The sequence below is a fragment of the Chryseobacterium lacus genome (assembly GCF_003336205.1).
Lineage (GTDB): Bacteria > Bacteroidota > Bacteroidia > Flavobacteriales > Weeksellaceae > Chryseobacterium_A > Chryseobacterium_A lacus.
The window spans coordinates 138,145-155,633 of the sequence record NZ_QPIE01000003.1 but is presented as its reverse complement, the minus strand read 5'-3'; the positions used below and the strand labels follow the sequence as shown (position 1 = coordinate 155,633).

Here is a 17,489-nt window from a genome sequence, read left to right as displayed (position 1 = left end):
TTTACTTATTTTTACACCATTAATTCACTGCTTTTTACAATAAAATGCAGATTATCATGTTATAATGAAGCAATGAAAAAAACGATATTCTCTCTTTTTCTGATCCTGTTCTTAGCTGCCTGTGCTACTAAAAAGCCGGAGAAGCGGTCCCGTTTCATGAAAGGGTTTTTCACGCAGTACAACACGCTTTTTAATGCTCAGGATGCCCTAAACACGGAATTCGACGAAAGAACAAAAGCCCATAAAGACAACTTTTACGCTCCCTATATTCATCTTCTCACTTACGAAGAACAACCCTTGGGCAGCGAAATCGGACAGGCTGCTGCTTTTTCGGAAACCGCCACTCCGGCCAGCAGAAATACCTTGTCACGGTCTGCTGGCAACCTCCCTGCGATGCCAGGAGCAAATGACGGGCTGAGTGATGCCAAAGGAGCTACAACACTGGAAATTGCTGAAGCTAAAGCCTTGAAAAGCATTGACAAATATTCTGTAATCCGTGACGGACAGGAGAAAAACAGCAGTATTTTCGATGCTTATATTACCCTCGCACAAGCGAGGATTTATATGGGAAAACCTCTCGCTGCACTGGATGCCCTAAATACCGTTTTCATTAAAATGAAAGATGACAAAAGGCTTCCTCTTGCTAAAATTTATCAGGGATTGGCCTATGCCAAAATGAAAGATTACTTTAAAGCCAATGCGATTTTCGCGGACTTAAAAAAAGAAAAACTTAAAAAAGATTATCAAAAACTGCTCAGCATTCATTATTCAGAAGCTCTTCTGGAAGCCGGAAATAAAGAGGCTGCCGTTGCAGAACTTGCCCATGCTTTTGAAGTGAATAGCAATCGGAAAATGAAAAGCAGAATTGCCTTCCTCCGCGGCCAGATTCTTGCCGATTTGGGCAAAGGGCAACAGGCCAGAGAAAGCTTTGCCTCTGCATACAAGTACGCCAATGATTTTGAATTTGAAGTAAAGTCTCAAATTGAGATTGCGAAAACATACAACAGCAAAGATGACTACAGCGGAGCCAGAAAATACCTGGAAGACATCAGCAAAAAAGGAACTTATGCATCCCGAAAGAATGAATTTTATTACGCTTTAGGATTGATGGCCAACAAAGCCGGAAAGAAAACGGAAGCTCAGGATTTCTTCAGAAAATCGCTGGCCGAAAAAGTTTCTGACCCACAAATCCGCGGACTGAGTTATTTTGAAATCGGGAAAGGCTATCTTGAGGAAGACGATTATATCAAAGCAGGTGCCTACTACGATTCTGCCATTGCAGTCATGACGTATGAGCCTACTAAAATTGCTCTTCAAAACCAATCCAGTAATATTAAAAAAATTGCGGCCAACTATTATCTGATAAAGAAAAATGACAGTATTCTTGCTCTTGCGAAAATGAGTGAAGGCGAGCGAATTGCGTATTTCAACAGCCATATTGAAAAAATGAAAGCCAAAGAAGATGCCGAAGAACGGGCGCGAATACGGGAAGAAAGAAGCAAAGGATTTGACACCGGAGATTATTCAGCCAATTCGGTATTCGCCGGAAAATCCAATATGTTTCAGGATTTCACAGGCGGTTCCAAAGGGTTTTATTTTTCCAATACCTCTTCTGTTTCCCGTGGTTCTACAGATTTTAAACAAATCTGGGGAAACCGAGCACTTTCAGATAACTGGCGGTATTCTGCCCGAATGGCCACTATGCAGGATCCCAAAAGTGCTGCGCTGGGCGTGGTTTCCACTGCGGATCCGCGAAGATTTGAACCCGCTTTTTATATTGAAAAAATTCCCAGAGATGCCGCCACTCTGGATCTGTTGAAAAAGAGCAGAGACACGGCCACCTTGGGGATGGGAATGATGTATGACGACTTCTTCTCAGACACGCCATTGGCTACCCAAACGCTGTACGATCTTGTGGATAACCAGCCGGAAGAAAAGGTAATGCTGCTCTCACTTTACGAAATATTTGTAATGAATTATGAAAATAATCCAGCAGCTGCAGAACGTGCCAAACAAATATTGCTGAATGATTATCCTTATACTTCGTATGCTGAATTTGCCCGCAACCCGCGCAACAAAAGTTTTGTGAAATCAGCACCAGAAGCCGAAAGAGCTTACAGAACCGCTTTTGCTTATTATGAAAATGAAAAATTTACGGAAAGCCAAGCGATTATCCACGATGCATTAGAACAGCACAAAAACGATGCATTAGTTCCGAAGTTTGCCTTGCTGAATGCCCTGAATGCCGGCAAACTGAGCGGAAAAGAAGTGATGATTCTACAGCTGGAACAAATCGCTCTGAACTATGACAAAACTATGGAAGGAGAAAAGGCAAAAGAAATGCTGAACTGGCTAAAAAGCGATCTCAAGGTTCAAATGCGGGATGAAAAAGGGAATGTTATTCAGAAAAACCCAACACCGACTGCTCCTGTGAAAAAGACTGAAACGCCTATCAATACTGCACCTTCCAATGTTCTTCAGAAACAGCAAAACGATGCTGCCAGAAAAGCGGAAGAAAGATCTTTAGAACAGGCTCAGGAAAATCCTCTCGCTCCGCCCACTTTACCGAAACAAAGAAAGTAACTCTGCTGATATTAATGAGAATTGGTTAATCCGGTTAAATTGTTAAACTGTTTAACGAAACGCATTTATTCCTCACATATATCAGGGATTAGCAAAGATTTTAATGCTGATTCTTAAATGGTTGAAGGAAGAACACAGGCTCATTTCAGCAGAGTGGCGAGTAAAGTTCTCTCAGTTTATTTGCAACGGCACTCAGATCAAAAAATTTCAGGATGTTATTCACGAATGCTTGTTTGCTTCTTATTCGGATATTTGCACATGAAAGAGGCTTCTATCTGACAATAATTTCTATCTTGGTATGTGCGCATTTTTTTTCATTTACAACCTGTCTTTGCCATTGCCATGATCTTTATCCGGACAAAAAACTCAACCAGCGACGGGATCTAAATTCCGGTTTTTAAAATCTGTCATGAAAAGGCGAAACGTATTAGCGTTTCGCTTTATTTCTTCTTCCCCACCACACCATGAAGCCGGTGACGGGCAGACTCGCGCAAACTAAACTTGAAATTAACGCCAGAATTTTACCGAATGTTCCCAGAATTGCTCCTACGTGAATGTCATAATTGGCAGCAACATATTTCTCTCCAAAATCCCGCTTTTCATAAGGCCGGTTCAGTAGGAGTTTGCCGGAGTTTTCATCAAAAACCATCTCACTGTAGATATAGTATTTATCTTCCAGACCCCGCACATACACGGTGAAATTTTCGTGTTCGTGATCATCAATATGCTCATGTCCCAAATCGATGGTATACGCCGAATAATCGGGATAATGCTGTTCTACCTGCATTGCTATTTTATCGATGGTCGCTGCCGTTTTCATTTCCACCGGATCTTCGGTCTGTATATGCGCAAACTCAGGATATACGGTATTTCCTCCGGAAAAAACGAAGTACATAAAAGCCTGGATAAAAACGAAAGAATAAAACAAGCCTGTAATTGCAACGATAAGTGCAATAAATGATGCATAAAAGCCTAAAATACTGTGTAAATCGTAATTTTTCCGTTTCCAGTTTCTGATGTTTTTCCACTGAAACCAAAACCGCTGTTTTCTGGCGGCCTTATTTCTGGGCCACCACAAAATAATGCCGGAAATCAACATAAATAGAAAAATAAGTACCGGAATTCCGACCACATATTTTCCCCAATCAGAATTCAGCAGAAAACTCCAGTGGATAAATTTTACAATATTAAAAAATCCGTTTTTTTCATCCTCTATTGAGAGTACTTCTCCTGAAAAAGGGTTGACATAAACAGATTTGTAGATGGGGAATTCATCAAAATAATTCCATGCATCGGGATCTCGTTCATAATAATAAAATTTGTAAGATTTAGTTTTGTCCAAAGGAATTTCCACCCAATGCAAAGGATACTTCTCGGGATTCTGCTCGTTAATTTTCTCCTCCAGCACTTTCAGGGGTAGAGTTTTCTTTTCGGAAATATTTTTTTCGGAATGCGTGATGAAATCTTTTCTGAGAACATACTGTATGTCTTCTTTAAAAACATATAACGCCCCGGTAATGCTTACAATAAAAACAATAAGCCCGATGGAAAGCCCGAACCAAAGATGCAGCCTCTTAATCCACTTTTTGAATGCCGGTTTTCGATTTTTAATACGTTGTTCGTGTCTTTTTCTCATCCTTTATTATTAAAGAAGTCAATACAATATTTTGCAGTGTTGTAAGAAAAACATCAGAAATTAAACCCTAATGCCAAAGAAAGCGTTCGTAATCTTTGTGGCGTCACCGTGCTCCAACCCGAGTAATATCTGGTGTTTCCAATATTGTCCATTTTCAGGGAAATACTATAATTTTCAGGATGATAGCCAATCATGGCATTGGCAACGGTGTACTCCGGAAGTGTGAAGGTTCCGATTCCTGTTCTGTTGAGGGTTTTATGCTCGGAAGCGTGACTAAAACCAAAACCTGCTACGAAATTTCTAAGAATTCCATTCGGGATTTTATAATTTGCCCAGAAGTTGATCAGCATTTCGGGACCTGCTTCTTCTGGCCTCAGTCCGTTATAAGCCTCATCACCGCTGATTTGTTCACTTTTATTTTTGCTAAATCCTGCAATGACATTCAGCCCTTCCACCGGATTTCCTACGACACTGATTTCAAATCCTTTGCTGAAAACTTCACCGCCCTGTATCGAATTGTTGATGTTCGCCGGATCTGCCATTATTTTATTGGATACTTTTATATCGTAATAACTTGCGGTAAGGGATAGTGTGTTATCAATAAGATTCGCTTTTGCGCCTACTTCCCATTGGTTAGCTCTTTCCGGATCAAATATTTTTATTGACGGATTGTTGCTGCTCGCATCGGTCACTTTTTGCGGTGTCAGGTACTGAAATCCGTTCATATAATTTGCAAAAAGAGACAGTTTATTAAGTATCGGTTGATACACCAGCCCAATTTTTGGCGAAAATGTGGCTTGGCTTTCAATCTCTTCTGTAGACCACTGGGTTGGTTTTCCGCTGAACTGATCGATTCGCAAACTCACCATTGCTGCCAGTTGTGGGAGAATATTCAGAACATTGGAGAAATAGGCACTCTTAATATTGGTTTCCGCTGTAGCAGGAATTACTTTAGCATCCAATAAGGCTGCATCTGCACCTTGGCTGGTTAATGGGGAAGTATCGGCCTGATTTTTAAGAGAAACCGTTCCAAAAGTTCTCCATTCCGAATCATTATTGATGACTTTAGTATTTAGATAATCTAAACCTACAACCAGTCTGTTTCTCATATTTCCTAAAGTAAAATCGCCAATAAAATTCTGCTGAATTCCTGTGGCCAATGTTTCACTATTGGCTTTTGAGATAAAACGGGTAAACTCGTCGCCATTCGAACTATCCCACAAATATTGATAATAACCTGTCGCTTTGCTTGAACTTCCGGCCACCTGCGTTTGAGAGGTCCATTTGTCGGACAGTTTATAAATCATCTGCGACTGCAAATTAAAAGTCGGGTTTTGTGTGGTGAGGTTATTGCTGGTGTAAGACTTTTCGTAACCGGCATCAAAAACATCCATTGAATTGAACGAAAGCGGCGCATACCTGCTCAGGAAAATCATGGGTGCATTGGCTGTTTCATTGCTTTTAAATTCGGAATTTACCAAAAAGGTGAGTCTTTCGCTTGCCACAAATTTTAAAGAAGGTGCGATAAAAAATGATTTATAAAACCCCGCATCCTGAAAAGAATTTTCGGTGTGATACGCAGAATTCAGCCTTAAAAACAATCCGTTTTTTACAGGAGTATTTACGTCCAGAGTGACTCTGTTGAGGGCATTGCTTCCGAGGATATAATTTATTTCCCCGCCTAATTTATCGTAGGGCTTTTTGGTCTGGATATTTACCAAACCTCCATAAGACACAAGGCTACCGCCGTACAGCGTTCCCGAAGGCCCTTTAATCACATCAATATTCTCGATATTGGCAGGATCGAGGCCGCCATTATTGAAACTCGCCATTCCGTTTACCAACCGTGACTGTGTAGAAAAACCACGCATGGTATAATATTCTGCTCCGTCTCCACCTCTGGAAGTGCTTTCCCAAAGTCGCGTAATTCCTGTAGCATTGGATATTACATTATTAAAATTTGTAGAAACCTGATCTTTCAGTATGGCTTTCGGAATACTGTTGTATACCTGTGGATTTTCAATGTCTTTCAAATTTAGTTTAGAAACTGCAAAAGCATTATCATTCTTATATTTCTTGGTATGGTTTATAATAACTTCAGTTATATTTTCGATTTTTAAACTATCTGACTGTCCATAAACTCCGGACAATGAACCCAATAAAATTACAGGCAATACAGTTTTCTTCATAAAATTTATTTAGAATGATTTAAAATAATGACGCAAATATATATAATTTGTAATCTTTCTAAATAACAAATCGTGTTTTTTTTTAAATTATGGAACAACTCTTTTACTATTTTATTTTTCTATTCACTTTTTTATATAAATTTAGCAAAGAAAAAACAGCTTTTGTTGTGACGTACATGAGTAAGGACAAGCATGCAGTAGAAGACGAAAGTAATTATCGATTCACTTCTGCAAAAGATTTGAAAAATCTAATTTAAATGAATTAGAGTTTACTTGATCTCAGTTTGCCCAAATGAAATCACGAGATATTTCTATTACTATAAACATAAAGCAAGCCTACAAGCAAAGGCGATTGTCCGTGAATTTTTGACAAAACGCTACAACTTGATAGGCTTCTCCAGATAGGACGATCTAAAAGTTTTCAATTGGCAGACCGTAGAAATCCCAATATTTGCTCTAGTAATTACAAAAATATTATTATCTACGAAAAACATCGAGAATGGTTATCTTAGAAGTCTTTGAAGCTAAAAAGGATCCTGAAAAATCAAGGAAAAGGAATTATTCCTAAATATGGATACTCACCTTATTTCTTCTTCACTCCCTGAAAATCCTTGAGATAATAGGGTTCGAAATATGCAATATCTTCGAAGTTCTGAGCTTCAAATTTATCGGCCGCTTTTCCGATAAGGTATTGTGCAGAAGGCAAAACTCCGGCGTTGAAGGTTGCATCAGGCAGTTGTAATATCTCTTTCGCTTTCCTTGCTCCATCTCCTGCAAACAGCACTTTTTTATCGCTCAATTCCTGAAAGGAAGTTTCATCCAGTACTTTCGCTTCAGTTTCTGTGATCACTTGGCCATTGTTGCCGTCATACACGGAGCAATATACTTCCATTCTGCGTGCGTCGGCCATTGGAATCACCAAATCAAAATCTGTGGCTAAAAAGGGTGCCGCTAGGGTTTCTAAGGAATTTACGGCAATAAGTGGAATATTCAGTCCATAACAAAAACCTTTGGCAGCAGAAGCGCCGATTCTGAGGCCTGTATATGATCCTGGACCCGCTCCCAATGACACTGCGTCCAGTTCCTTCAGCGAAATTTGGGCTCCTTCAATTGCCCATTTTACAAACGTATGCAGCAACTCCGATTGCTTGTAATTTTCCGATGTTTCTTCACAAAGACAAAGCAACTTTTTACCTTCGGAGATGGCTACAGAACAATTTTTGGATGAGGTTTCAAGATGAAGAATTTTCATACTGCAAAGGTGATGATTTTAAATTTATATTTCCAAAAAAACCGGTCGTTTGCAGGACATCAGTTTGCATCGTAGGGTTCGAAAGCGTTTTCAATATGAATGATCTTCATGGCTCCTTGCTGTTGCGGCACTACGGAAACAATATCAAAACGCACTTCCTCAGTCCTATTGTTGGCTTGCAAAAATTCGTCTGCAGCACTAATGAGCAAACGCATTTTTCTTTTATTCACCGCTTCCTGCGGTTCTATAAAAATAGCGTTCGTTCGGGCTTTTACCTCAACAATGATGATCATTCCGAGATGCTCCGCAATAATGTCGATTTCCGCTTTTTGCCAACGGAAATTCCGCGCAATCACAGTGTATCCTTTCTCCTGAAGAAATTCTACGGCCTTATCTTCTGCCTGTTTCCCTAATTCGTTATGCTCTGCCATCAGCGTTCCATTTGTATTGAACTTTCCTTTGAGCCAACGATCAGCCGCATTTTCATTCCGATGATGAGCGGCAAATTGTGCTCAATATGTCCGTTGGGAAACTGAAAAACTACTGGAAAATGATAACTTTGAACTCTTTCCATAATCAGCTGATTGGCAAAAGGATCAAAACTTTCCGTGTAATGTTGGTTGTCTGCTTCCTTGCCCATATTGGTCATTCCGCCCACAACCAAACCTTTAATTTTGTTGAAAACACCGCCCATTTCCAAGCTCATCAGCATCCGATCGAGCGCATAATACTGTTCTCCAATTTCTTCTATAAAGAGAATTTTATCCTGAAAATCAAAGGAATTTTCTGTTCCTAACAAGGCATAAATCAGTGCCAAATTTCCTCCTACCAAAATACCTTCTGTCTCTCCGACCCTATTATAAGGATGATTTTGAATGGTATATTGAGGAATATTTCCTTTTAAAATATCAAATATATGCTGATAACTTTCTTCAGAAACCCCGAAAGAAGATGTTTTGATGGTTTGCCCGTGAATAGAGGGAATATCATTTTTCAGCAGACCACTTTGTATCACAGTATTGTCTGAGTACCCGATATACCATTTCGGATTTTTTGATACAAAAGACCAATCTAGGTGTTGCACCAGATGTTGGCAACCGTATCCACCGCGGGAAGCCCAAACTGCAGCAATTTCAGGATCATTCAAAGCCCAATTCAAGTCCGCTATGCGCTGTTGTTCCGTTCCGGAATACACAAAACCATGGTCATATTTCCCATAAACGTGATTTCCCAACACAGGCTGATAACCGTGAGATTCGATCAAGGAAAGGGTAGAGGCGAGCTGGCTTTCTTCCACCGCACCTGCTGGTGAAACAACAGCAATTTTATCTCCTTTTCTTACATTTTTCGGGAACTTCATTGTTTCATTTTTAAGTGTTTTGGTTCCTGTTTCTCAGCATGTTCTAGTTGTTTGTCGAAGCGGTTGTATTTTTTGATACTTTGCAGAAAAATAAAAATACTGAATATCACGAGAATCGCTCCGACTGCTTTCCGGATACTGTTGGCCACTTTATACGTCAGTTTATCATGGAACATTTTGGCCAAATAAATTTTAAAAAGATCAATAAGAAAATAGGTCAGAATAACAATGCTAATATAAAGGACAAATTCTGGTATTTCAGGATAATTTTTCCGCGCGGTAATGACGGTAACCAACCAAAAGAGCAACACGCCGATGTTGAGTAAATTGAGCAGAAAACCATTCAGAAATGTTTTTAGGTAATTTTGGCTGATGAGTCTTTTCTCTCCGGGAAGATGCATTTTGGTTTTAGAAATGAACATAAAAATCCCATACACTAGAATGATGAGTGCTGTAATCCTATAGAATCCAGGATGTTGATCGATAAGATGGATGATATCCGCACTGGCATAATAGGCAGCAACAATACATAAAATATCTGCTGCCACCACGCCAAGATCTAATGCCAGAGCGCTTTTAGGTCCTCTTAAAAAGCTGGTTTCAATCAATAGAAAAAAAATAGGCCCGATAAATACCAAACTCAGCATGAATCCCAGTACGATGGCTGAGAAGATCAGTTCAAACATACGCTATTAATTATTCAAAAATAACATTATCATTTGAAAACCGGTAATTTTTGATCACTTTTAATCCTAATAATCCTTCTTCAAAGGTATATTCAATGACATTTTTTCCCCTAATTTTATCATAATCCACAAAGGTTCTTATGAAATAAAAATCTCCGTATGCATTGTTTTCCAAAAGGATCGTAGTAGAATTTCCGTGAACAGGAACGTTATCTGATGTGGTTCCGATTCTGCCCGAAGAGGTATTTGAAAATATGTAAGTTTCCGTTTGCGGATGATGAGAAAATACGAAATTGAGGAAGAAGAATAAATGAAATATCAACGGAACAAGAAACCCGAAATAATCGGATTTCTCAAAAAGAATTTCCCAGTTGGGCCTTATCCAGCGGTAGATGAACACTGAAAACAAGGCATAAATTCCTGCAATAATGATCAATTGCCACACCGAAATTACGGTATTAAGAATGATGGTAAAAAAAATCAGCAGATTGGCAAGGATGATGAGCACCCGAAACAGGTACCGGTACTGATAAAACATTTATTCCACAATTTTAAAATCTAACTGTTTCTGTATAAGATTGGCTTTCATCACTTTTATTTTCACCTGATCGCCTAATTGGTATTGATTTCCGGTTCTGGATCCGTACACTGCGTGGGCTTTTGCATCGTAATTATAGCTGTCATCAACAAGGTCTCTAAGTTTGATAAGTCCTTCGGCTCCATTTTCAGGAATGGCCACCCAAAATCCGAATTCTGCAACACCTGAAATCACGCCTTCAAAAACTTCACCTAAATGCTTCTCCATGAATTTTACCTGCATGAATTTGATACTATCACGCTCTGCATCTGCGGCCAAGCGTTCCATAGCAGAACAGTGTTTGGATTTTTCTTCAATTTCGTTTCGGTTTGGCGATTTTCCACCGTCAAGATAATGTTGCAACAAACGATGTGCAATAAGGTCAGGATATCTTCGGATAGGAGAGGTAAAGTGGGAATAATATTCGAATCCCAAACCGTAATGTCCGATAGGATTGGTAGAATAAACCGCTTTGCTCATGGATCGCATTGCCAGGGTTTCGATCATATTTTCTTCCGGTTTTCCCTGAACTCCTTGCAGAAGCGCGTTCATGCTTTCCGCTACTTTTTTTGTATTGGCAAGGTTCATTTTATACCCGAAGGTGGAAACAAAATCACGAAGTGCTTCCAGTTTTACAGGATCGGGATCGTCATGAATCCTGTAAATAAAGGTATTGTTGGTGTATTCTCCTTTGCGGGTCAGCGAAATATATTCAGAAACTTTTCTGTTCGCCAAAAGCATAAATTCCTCTATAAGGTGATTGGAATCTTTACTTACTTTAAAATAAACGCCAATAGGTTCGTTGTTTTCATCCAGATTAAAGCGGACTTCGCTTCTGTCGAATGTGATGGCTCCATTTTTTATTCTCTGTGAACGCATGATTTTTGCGAGCCTGTTCAGGGTCAGAATCTCATCCGCCAGATCACCGGTTTCGGATTCTATTCGTTCCTGCGCTTCTTCGTAGGTGAATCTTCTGTCAGAATGAATTACGGTTCGGCCGAACCACTCTTTGTGAATATGAGCTTCATCATCCATCTCAAAAACCGCAGAAAAAGTATATTTATCTTCATTCGGACGCAGCGAACAAACGCCGTTACTCAACACTTCCGGAAGCATAGGAACTACTCTGTCAACCAGATACACAGAAGTTGCACGCTGATAAGCCTCTTCATCAATTAACGAACCGGGAGTGACATAATGGGAAACATCGGCAATATGAACCCCGATTTCCCAGTTTCCGTTGCTGAGTTTCCGGATGGAAAGTGCATCATCAAAATCTTTAGCATCTTTTGGATCTATGGTGAAAGTGAGTACTTCCCGCATGTCCCAACGTTTTTTTACTTCATGCTCATGAATTTCTCTATCGATTTTATCCGCTTCTTTTTCTACTTCTTCAGGAAAATGATAGGGGAGACCATATTCTGCCAGAATGGAATGAATCTCGGTTTCGTGTTCTCCGGGAGCGCCCAAAACCTGAATAATTTCACCTTCAGGATTTTTGTCCCCTTTTCTCCAACCCAGCATTTTTACCACAACCTTATCTCCGGGATTGGCACCGTGAAAGTTTTCTTTTTTCACGAAAATATCAGTATGAATAATCTTTTTATCAGCGACTACAAAGCCAAATTCTTTATGGTCAATATAATCTAAAGTTCCTACAAACTCGGTTTTATTTCTCTCCAATACCTGTACTACCGAACCTTCCAGTTTCTTTCCTTTAAAATTATAGGTGACAATCATTACTTTATCACCCTGCAAGGCATCTTTCACATTTTTGGAATGAATAAAAATATCATCCGCTATCCCTTCTACATTCACATAGGCATTTCCGGACTGGTTAAAATCGATAATTCCTGTTAAAGTTCCTTGGATTTTAAGATTTAAAATATATTTTCCTTTATCTGTTTCCTTAATTTTATCGTCCGCTAAAAGCTGATGCAAAGCCTGAATAACCATTTCGCGCTGTCGGGGATTAACGTAACCAATTCCGTCAGCGATCTGTTTATAATTGTAGATTTTGCTGGATTTCTGATTCATGAAAGCAAGAACTTTCTTTCCGATGTCTTGCAATTTCTGATGGTTTTTCTGGCTGAAATATTTTGATTTTTTTGGCATACATTCTTGGTTATTTGGGTTAGCAGCTTATTTTATCCACTCTTTTCTGATGTCTGCCACCTTCAAAATCTGTATTCAAAAATCTTTCCACAATTTCCAGAGCCAGTTCCTTGGCGATAAATCTCGCAGGAATGGCGATCATATTACAGTCGTTATGCTGTCTGGAAAGCATGGCTAATTCGGGCATCCAACATAACGCACACCGGATTCCTGTGTGTTTGTTGGCGCTTAGCTGTACTCCTTGTCCGCTTCCACAAATCAAAATTCCTGCTTCATTTTCCCCATTTTCTACTGAGGCAGCTGCAGGATGTACAAAATCCGGGTAATCTACACTGTCTGCGGAATGGGTTCCGTAATCGGTGATTTCATAAGAACCTTCCAGTTGTTTTTTCAGATATTCTTTGTATTCGAAACCGGCATGATCGGCTGCTATTGCTATTTTTTTCATGTTCGTCTATCAGAGTTTCTACAAATTTAAGGTTTATGAACTGATAATCATTTTTATTAACAAGCTTATTTTCTGTTTCAACCTTTTTTCAGTCAGAAATTATGTGTTCGAAGTACCTGTATTGTGGTTTTGCGAAAGTAATTCATCAACATTCCTTGTGAATATATGAGCAATTTCTATCAAACTGATGTGGATAAGTCTGACAAAGTTTTTCTTTCATTTTTCAGTTAAAAAGGCTAATGCTTTTTTATTGTTGAAATTCTGTAGCATAGTTTTACTTATTTGTTCTTGGAAATTGGAAAGTTCTCCATAGACGTATATTCCGCAACATATTTTACAACAAGTTATTCATAATTGTTAATATCTCTTGTTAAATATTAAAAATTAGGCGTTTATAATGTTAACTAAATCTTAAAACCGTAACGTTTCCTTGTTATTAAATCTGCTAAAAAACTTATCCATACTTTCCCGAACACTCAACAACAACATCACTCAAATCTTTTATTATAATTAAAAAAAATTAAAATGAATGTTAATGACAGGTGTGGGATAAAATTGTTTCGACAAAATTTTTTATCGGGTTTTTTAATCTTAAATTTGTAGGTATATAATTTCACTATGAAAACTGTAAATGATTTTAATTTCAAGGACAAAAAAACACTGGTAAGGGTAGATTTCAACGTGCCTCAAAGCGCAGATTTAAAAGTAACGGACAACACCAGGATTGTTGCTGCAAAGCCTACGATTGATAAAATACTTAACGATGGCGGATCGGTGATTTTAATGACGCATTTGGGAAGGCCTAAAGGTAAGAAGACGGAAGAATTTTCACTGAAAAATCTGGTTAATGAAATTGAAAATGTTATGGGAAGAACCGTCTTGTTCTGCCACGATTGTATCGGAGAAGATGCCGAGAATATGACCAAAGACCTGAAGCCTGGTGAAATTTTGCTTTTGGAAAATCTCCGATTTTATGATGAGGAAGAAAAGGGTGATGTAACTTTCGCTAAAAATCTCGCCAAATATGCAGACGCTTATGTAAATGACGCTTTCGGAACAGCGCACAGAGCCCACGCTTCTACTGCGATTATTGCTCAGTATTTTCCTGAAACTAAATTTTTCGGTTTACTGATGGCAAAAGAACTTGAAGCTATTGATAAAGTTCTTAAAAATGGGGAAAAACCTGTGACAGCGATAATTGGAGGTTCTAAAGTTTCTTCTAAAATTACCATCATAGAGAACATGCTTCCCGCTATTGACCATCTGATCATCGGCGGTGGAATGGCATTTACATTTATTAAAGCATTGGGTGGAAATATAGGAAATTCGCTGGTAGAGGTGGATAAGATGGACCTTGCTCTTGAAATTATTGCGAAAGCTAAATCGATGAATGTAAGAATTTGCCTTCCTGTGGACGTTATTGCTGCAGATGAATTTAATAATGATGCTGAACGAAAAGAATCAGATGCCTACCAAATTCCTGAAAACTGGATGGGGCTTGATGTAGGACCAAGAACCCGAAAGCTTTTTCATGATATTATTATGAATTCACGGACGATATTGTGGAATGGTCCGGTAGGTGTTTTTGAAATGCCGAATTTTGCCGCAGGAACGATCCGTTTAGGTGATAGTATTGCGGAAGCAACCCGGCTTGGTGCTTTTTCTTTAGTAGGAGGTGGCGATAGTGTAGCGTTTGTGAAACAGAACGGATATGAATCAAAAGTTTCTTATGTTTCAACCGGAGGTGGTGCTATGTTGGAAAGTTTGGAAGGAAAAGAACTTCCCGGGATTGCCGCCATCAATGATTAATATAGAAAAAGTTACCGCTTTGGTAACTTTTTTTATTTCTTATACAACATGATCAAAAATTGGCTTTTAGAAACAGGGTTAATTTGAAAGATCTATTTTTTTTCGATAATATATATCAAACTAGAAAATTCGCCGGTTTTTGATGCTTTAAAATTAGAAATCGCTCCGATGAATCCTCCTTTTAATAAAAAGAGAGGATTTTTTTTATATTTTTCACTCAAAATCGAAATATAGAAAGCATCCAGAAAAAGAGGTTTTATTTTTTTAAGTTTCCATTCGTGGGTGTTAAAAATCTGTTCCATTCCTTTTTTTGAAAAATGGTACAGATGTCTTGGCACGTCATACGCTGCCCAAAATTCCTTATAATATTTTGCATCATAAGACGCATAGTTCGGAACTGCGATGATCAGTTTACCATTTTCTTTCAGTTTTTGATGGAATACTTTTAAAATTGTTTCCTGATCTTCTATATGTTCCAGTACGTGCCATAATGTGATGACATCTAAAGAATTATCCAGACTATTAATATCATCAATAATCTGTGCTTTGCTTGTTTTTCGTGTAGCAGAGGAGCGGGCAGAAGCATTAGGTTCGTATCCAAACGTAGTAAATTCATCTTCAATATATTTCACAAATTCACCGGCACCGCAGCCATAATCCAATACGTGTGCATTACGGAAGGTTTCCGCAACCAGAGTATTTCTTTTGTAATTCAAATTAAAATATTGTGCGAACTTATAGAGTTTATCTTTGAAACTGTTGCTATCCTGATGATGGGAGATATATTGTTCAGATTCATAATATTTCTCAATATTCGATGGAACTGGAGTGGTTTTTAAAATTCCAGGAACTGGAGTTTCTGCGAGCATAAACTCCTCCTGCGTTAAAAATAAATCTTTAATTTTCATTTGAATATTTAACAATGTTTCACGTGAAACAATCAGTACCTATCTTCCCAGATAGATTAAAAGAACATTGATATCTGCAGGAGAAACACCACTGATTCGGGAAGCTTGAGCAATGGTTTTAGGTTTTACTGCATTCATTTTTATTTTCGCTTCCGCAGATAGTGATGCAATTTTGGTAAAGTCAAAATCTTCAGGAATTTTAATATTTTCCATACGGTGAAGTTTGGATACATTTTCCCTTTCCTTATCAATATACCCTTTGTATTTGATGTTAATTTCTGCCTGTTCCCGAACTTCGGTAGTATATTCTTTCGATTTATTTTCAATAAAATCAATACGATCTAGTGTATTTAAATTAATGTTTGGGCGGGTAAGAATTTGCGCGGCTTTATACGCCTGATCTACAGGGCTGCTTTCCATTTCCTGTAGAATAGGGTTGATGATGGCAGGTTTCAGCGAAGTTTCTCTGAGAAATGTTTCTAACTCCTTTGATTTGAATATTTTTTCTTCTGTTTTTCTTAACCTTTCTTCTGTTGCAAGGCCTATTTTGTACGATTTTTCTGTCAGTCTTATATCCGCATTATCCTGTCTTAAAAGGAGGCGGTATTCAGCTCTAGAAGTAAACATCCGGTAAGGTTCGTCGGTACCTTTGGTAATCAGATCGTCGATAAGTACACCAATGTAGGCTTCATCTCTGTTCAGAATGAATTCCTCTTTTCCGTGAACTTTATTGTGCGCATTGATTCCGGCAATTAATCCCTGTCCTGCAGCTTCTTCGTAACCGGTAGTGCCGTTAATTTGCCCTGCAAAATACAGGTTTTCTATCAGTTTTGTTTCCAATGAATGCTGTAGTTGGGTAGGAGGGAAATAGTCATATTCGATTGCATAACCGGGTCTGAATACTTTTACATTTGTGAAGCCCGGTATTTCGCGTAAGGCCCGTATCTGTACGTCTTCCGGAAGGGAAGAGCTGAATCCGTTGACATACACTTCCACCGTTTTCCAGCCTTCAGGTTCTACAAATAACTGGTGTCGGTTTCGCTCTGCAAAACGGTTGATCTTATCTTCAATACTTGGACAATAGCGGGGCCCAAGACTTTGTATTGTCCCATTAAACATAGGGCTTCTGTCGAATCCTTCCCGCAGAATATCATGGACTTTTTCATTTGTATAAACGATATGACAGCTGCGTTGTTCTTTCAATAAAGGCGTATCCAGAAACGAGAATTTTCCAGGATTTTCATCGCCTTTTTGTTCCTCCATCTGTGAATAATCCAGTGTTCTCCCGTCAATTCTTGGCGGTGTACCGGTTTTCATTCTTCCTGCTTCGAAACCCAGAGAAGTGAGTTGTTCTGTAATTCCGAAAGATCGTGGTTCGCCCATTCTTCCTCCGCCTAACTGCTTGTCTCCCACGTGAATTAACCCGTTGAGAAAAGTACCGTTCGTCAAAATAACGGATTTGGCTTTTATTTCAATTCCCAGAGAGGTGATGATCCCTTTGACGGTGTGATTTTCAACAATAAGGTTTTTAACCATATCCTGAAAAAAGTCAAGATTTGGTGTATTTTCCAGAGCTAATCTCCATTCTTCGGCGAACAGCATTCTGTCATTTTGCGTACGGGGAGACCACATTGCGGGGCCTTTTGAAAGGTTGAGCATTTTAAACTGGATTGCAGATTTATCGGCAATGATACCGGAGTATCCACCCATAGCATCTATTTCCCTAACAATTTGTCCCTTTGCAATACCGCCCATAGCAGGATTGCAGCTCATTTGTCCGATGGTTTGCATATTCATGGTCACCAGAAGCGTTTTGGAGCCTAAATTGGCTGCGGCAGCAGCAGCTTCGCAACCGGCATGTCCGCCTCCAACAACGATTACATCATATATTTCGCTAATCATTCATTTGAATTTAAAGTGAAATGT

13 protein-coding genes are annotated in these 17,489 nt (G+C 38.9%); 2 read left to right on the top strand and 11 right to left on the bottom strand.

The features are described from left to right. Nucleotides 1-72: 72 nt before the first annotated feature. Entirely contained in the window at nucleotides 73-2,583 is a 2,511-nt protein-coding gene (porW, locus tag DQ356_RS04565) for a type IX secretion system periplasmic lipoprotein PorW/SprE (RefSeq protein ID WP_114303296.1), read from the top strand. Nucleotides 2,584-3,010: 427 nt separating this feature from the next. On the opposite strand, the gene DQ356_RS04560 is transcribed toward porW, so the two are convergent. From DQ356_RS04560 to rpiB, 9 genes are all read right to left on the bottom strand, one after another. Further along, nucleotides 3,011-4,219, bottom strand: coding sequence for a PepSY-associated TM helix domain-containing protein (locus tag DQ356_RS04560; protein WP_114303295.1), 1,209 nt, complete (start codon nucleotides 4,217-4,219; stop codon nucleotides 3,011-3,013). Nucleotides 4,220-4,272: 53 nt separating this feature from the next. Beyond that, the gene (locus tag DQ356_RS04555; protein ID WP_114303294.1) at nucleotides 4,273-6,408 is read right to left on the bottom strand and encodes a TonB-dependent siderophore receptor; all 2,136 of its coding nucleotides are present in this window, start codon (nucleotides 6,406-6,408) and stop codon (nucleotides 4,273-4,275) included. A 583-nt stretch (nucleotides 6,409-6,991) separates the two neighbouring features. Next, nucleotides 6,992-7,660 carry a tRNA (adenosine(37)-N6)-threonylcarbamoyltransferase complex dimerization subunit type 1 TsaB gene (gene tsaB / locus DQ356_RS04550; protein WP_114303293.1) on the bottom strand — a complete coding sequence of 223 codons (669 nt, stop codon included), beginning with the start codon at nucleotides 7,658-7,660 and terminating at the stop codon, nucleotides 6,992-6,994. A 59-nt stretch (nucleotides 7,661-7,719) separates the two neighbouring features. Continuing rightward, nucleotides 7,720-8,091, bottom strand: a complete 372-nt coding sequence (locus tag DQ356_RS04545; RefSeq protein ID WP_114303292.1) for a YraN family protein — start codon at nucleotides 8,089-8,091, stop codon at nucleotides 7,720-7,722. Next, complete coding sequence (locus DQ356_RS04540; protein ID WP_114303291.1) at nucleotides 8,091-9,020, bottom strand: S66 peptidase family protein; 930 nt, start codon at nucleotides 9,018-9,020, stop codon at nucleotides 8,091-8,093. The genes DQ356_RS04545 and DQ356_RS04540 overlap by 1 nt, the downstream gene beginning before the upstream one ends. Then, entirely contained in the window at nucleotides 9,017-9,706 is a 690-nt protein-coding gene (locus DQ356_RS04535; RefSeq protein ID WP_114303290.1) for a LysE family translocator, read from the bottom strand. Before DQ356_RS04535 ends, DQ356_RS04540 begins: the two co-directional genes overlap by 4 nt. A 10-nt stretch (nucleotides 9,707-9,716) precedes the next feature. Further along, the gene (locus DQ356_RS04530; RefSeq protein WP_114303289.1) at nucleotides 9,717-10,244 is read right to left on the bottom strand and encodes a hypothetical protein; all 528 of its coding nucleotides are present in this window, start codon (nucleotides 10,242-10,244) and stop codon (nucleotides 9,717-9,719) included. Further along, entirely contained in the window at nucleotides 10,245-12,398 is a 2,154-nt protein-coding gene (gene rnr, locus DQ356_RS04525) for a ribonuclease R (protein ID WP_114303288.1), read from the bottom strand. It abuts the gene before it with no gap. 19 nt (nucleotides 12,399-12,417) lie between these two features. Next, nucleotides 12,418-12,846, bottom strand: coding sequence for a ribose 5-phosphate isomerase B (gene rpiB, locus DQ356_RS04520; protein ID WP_114303287.1), 429 nt, complete (start codon nucleotides 12,844-12,846; stop codon nucleotides 12,418-12,420). A gap of 618 nt (nucleotides 12,847-13,464) precedes the next feature. Here rpiB and DQ356_RS04515 point away from each other — a divergent pair. Beyond that, nucleotides 13,465-14,655 (top strand): phosphoglycerate kinase, encoded by a 1,191-nt coding sequence (locus tag DQ356_RS04515; protein ID WP_114303286.1) that lies wholly within the window; start codon nucleotides 13,465-13,467, stop codon nucleotides 14,653-14,655. Nucleotides 14,656-14,747: 92 nt separating this feature from the next. On the opposite strand, the gene DQ356_RS04510 is transcribed toward DQ356_RS04515, so the two are convergent. Both DQ356_RS04510 and mnmG read right to left on the bottom strand, forming a co-directional pair. After that, entirely contained in the window at nucleotides 14,748-15,563 is an 816-nt protein-coding gene (locus DQ356_RS04510) for a class I SAM-dependent methyltransferase (protein ID WP_114303285.1), read from the bottom strand. A gap of 39 nt (nucleotides 15,564-15,602) precedes the next feature. Then, nucleotides 15,603-17,465 (bottom strand): tRNA uridine-5-carboxymethylaminomethyl(34) synthesis enzyme MnmG, encoded by a 1,863-nt coding sequence (gene mnmG, locus DQ356_RS04505; protein ID WP_114303284.1) that lies wholly within the window; start codon nucleotides 17,463-17,465, stop codon nucleotides 15,603-15,605. Nucleotides 17,466-17,489 lie beyond the last annotated feature (24 nt).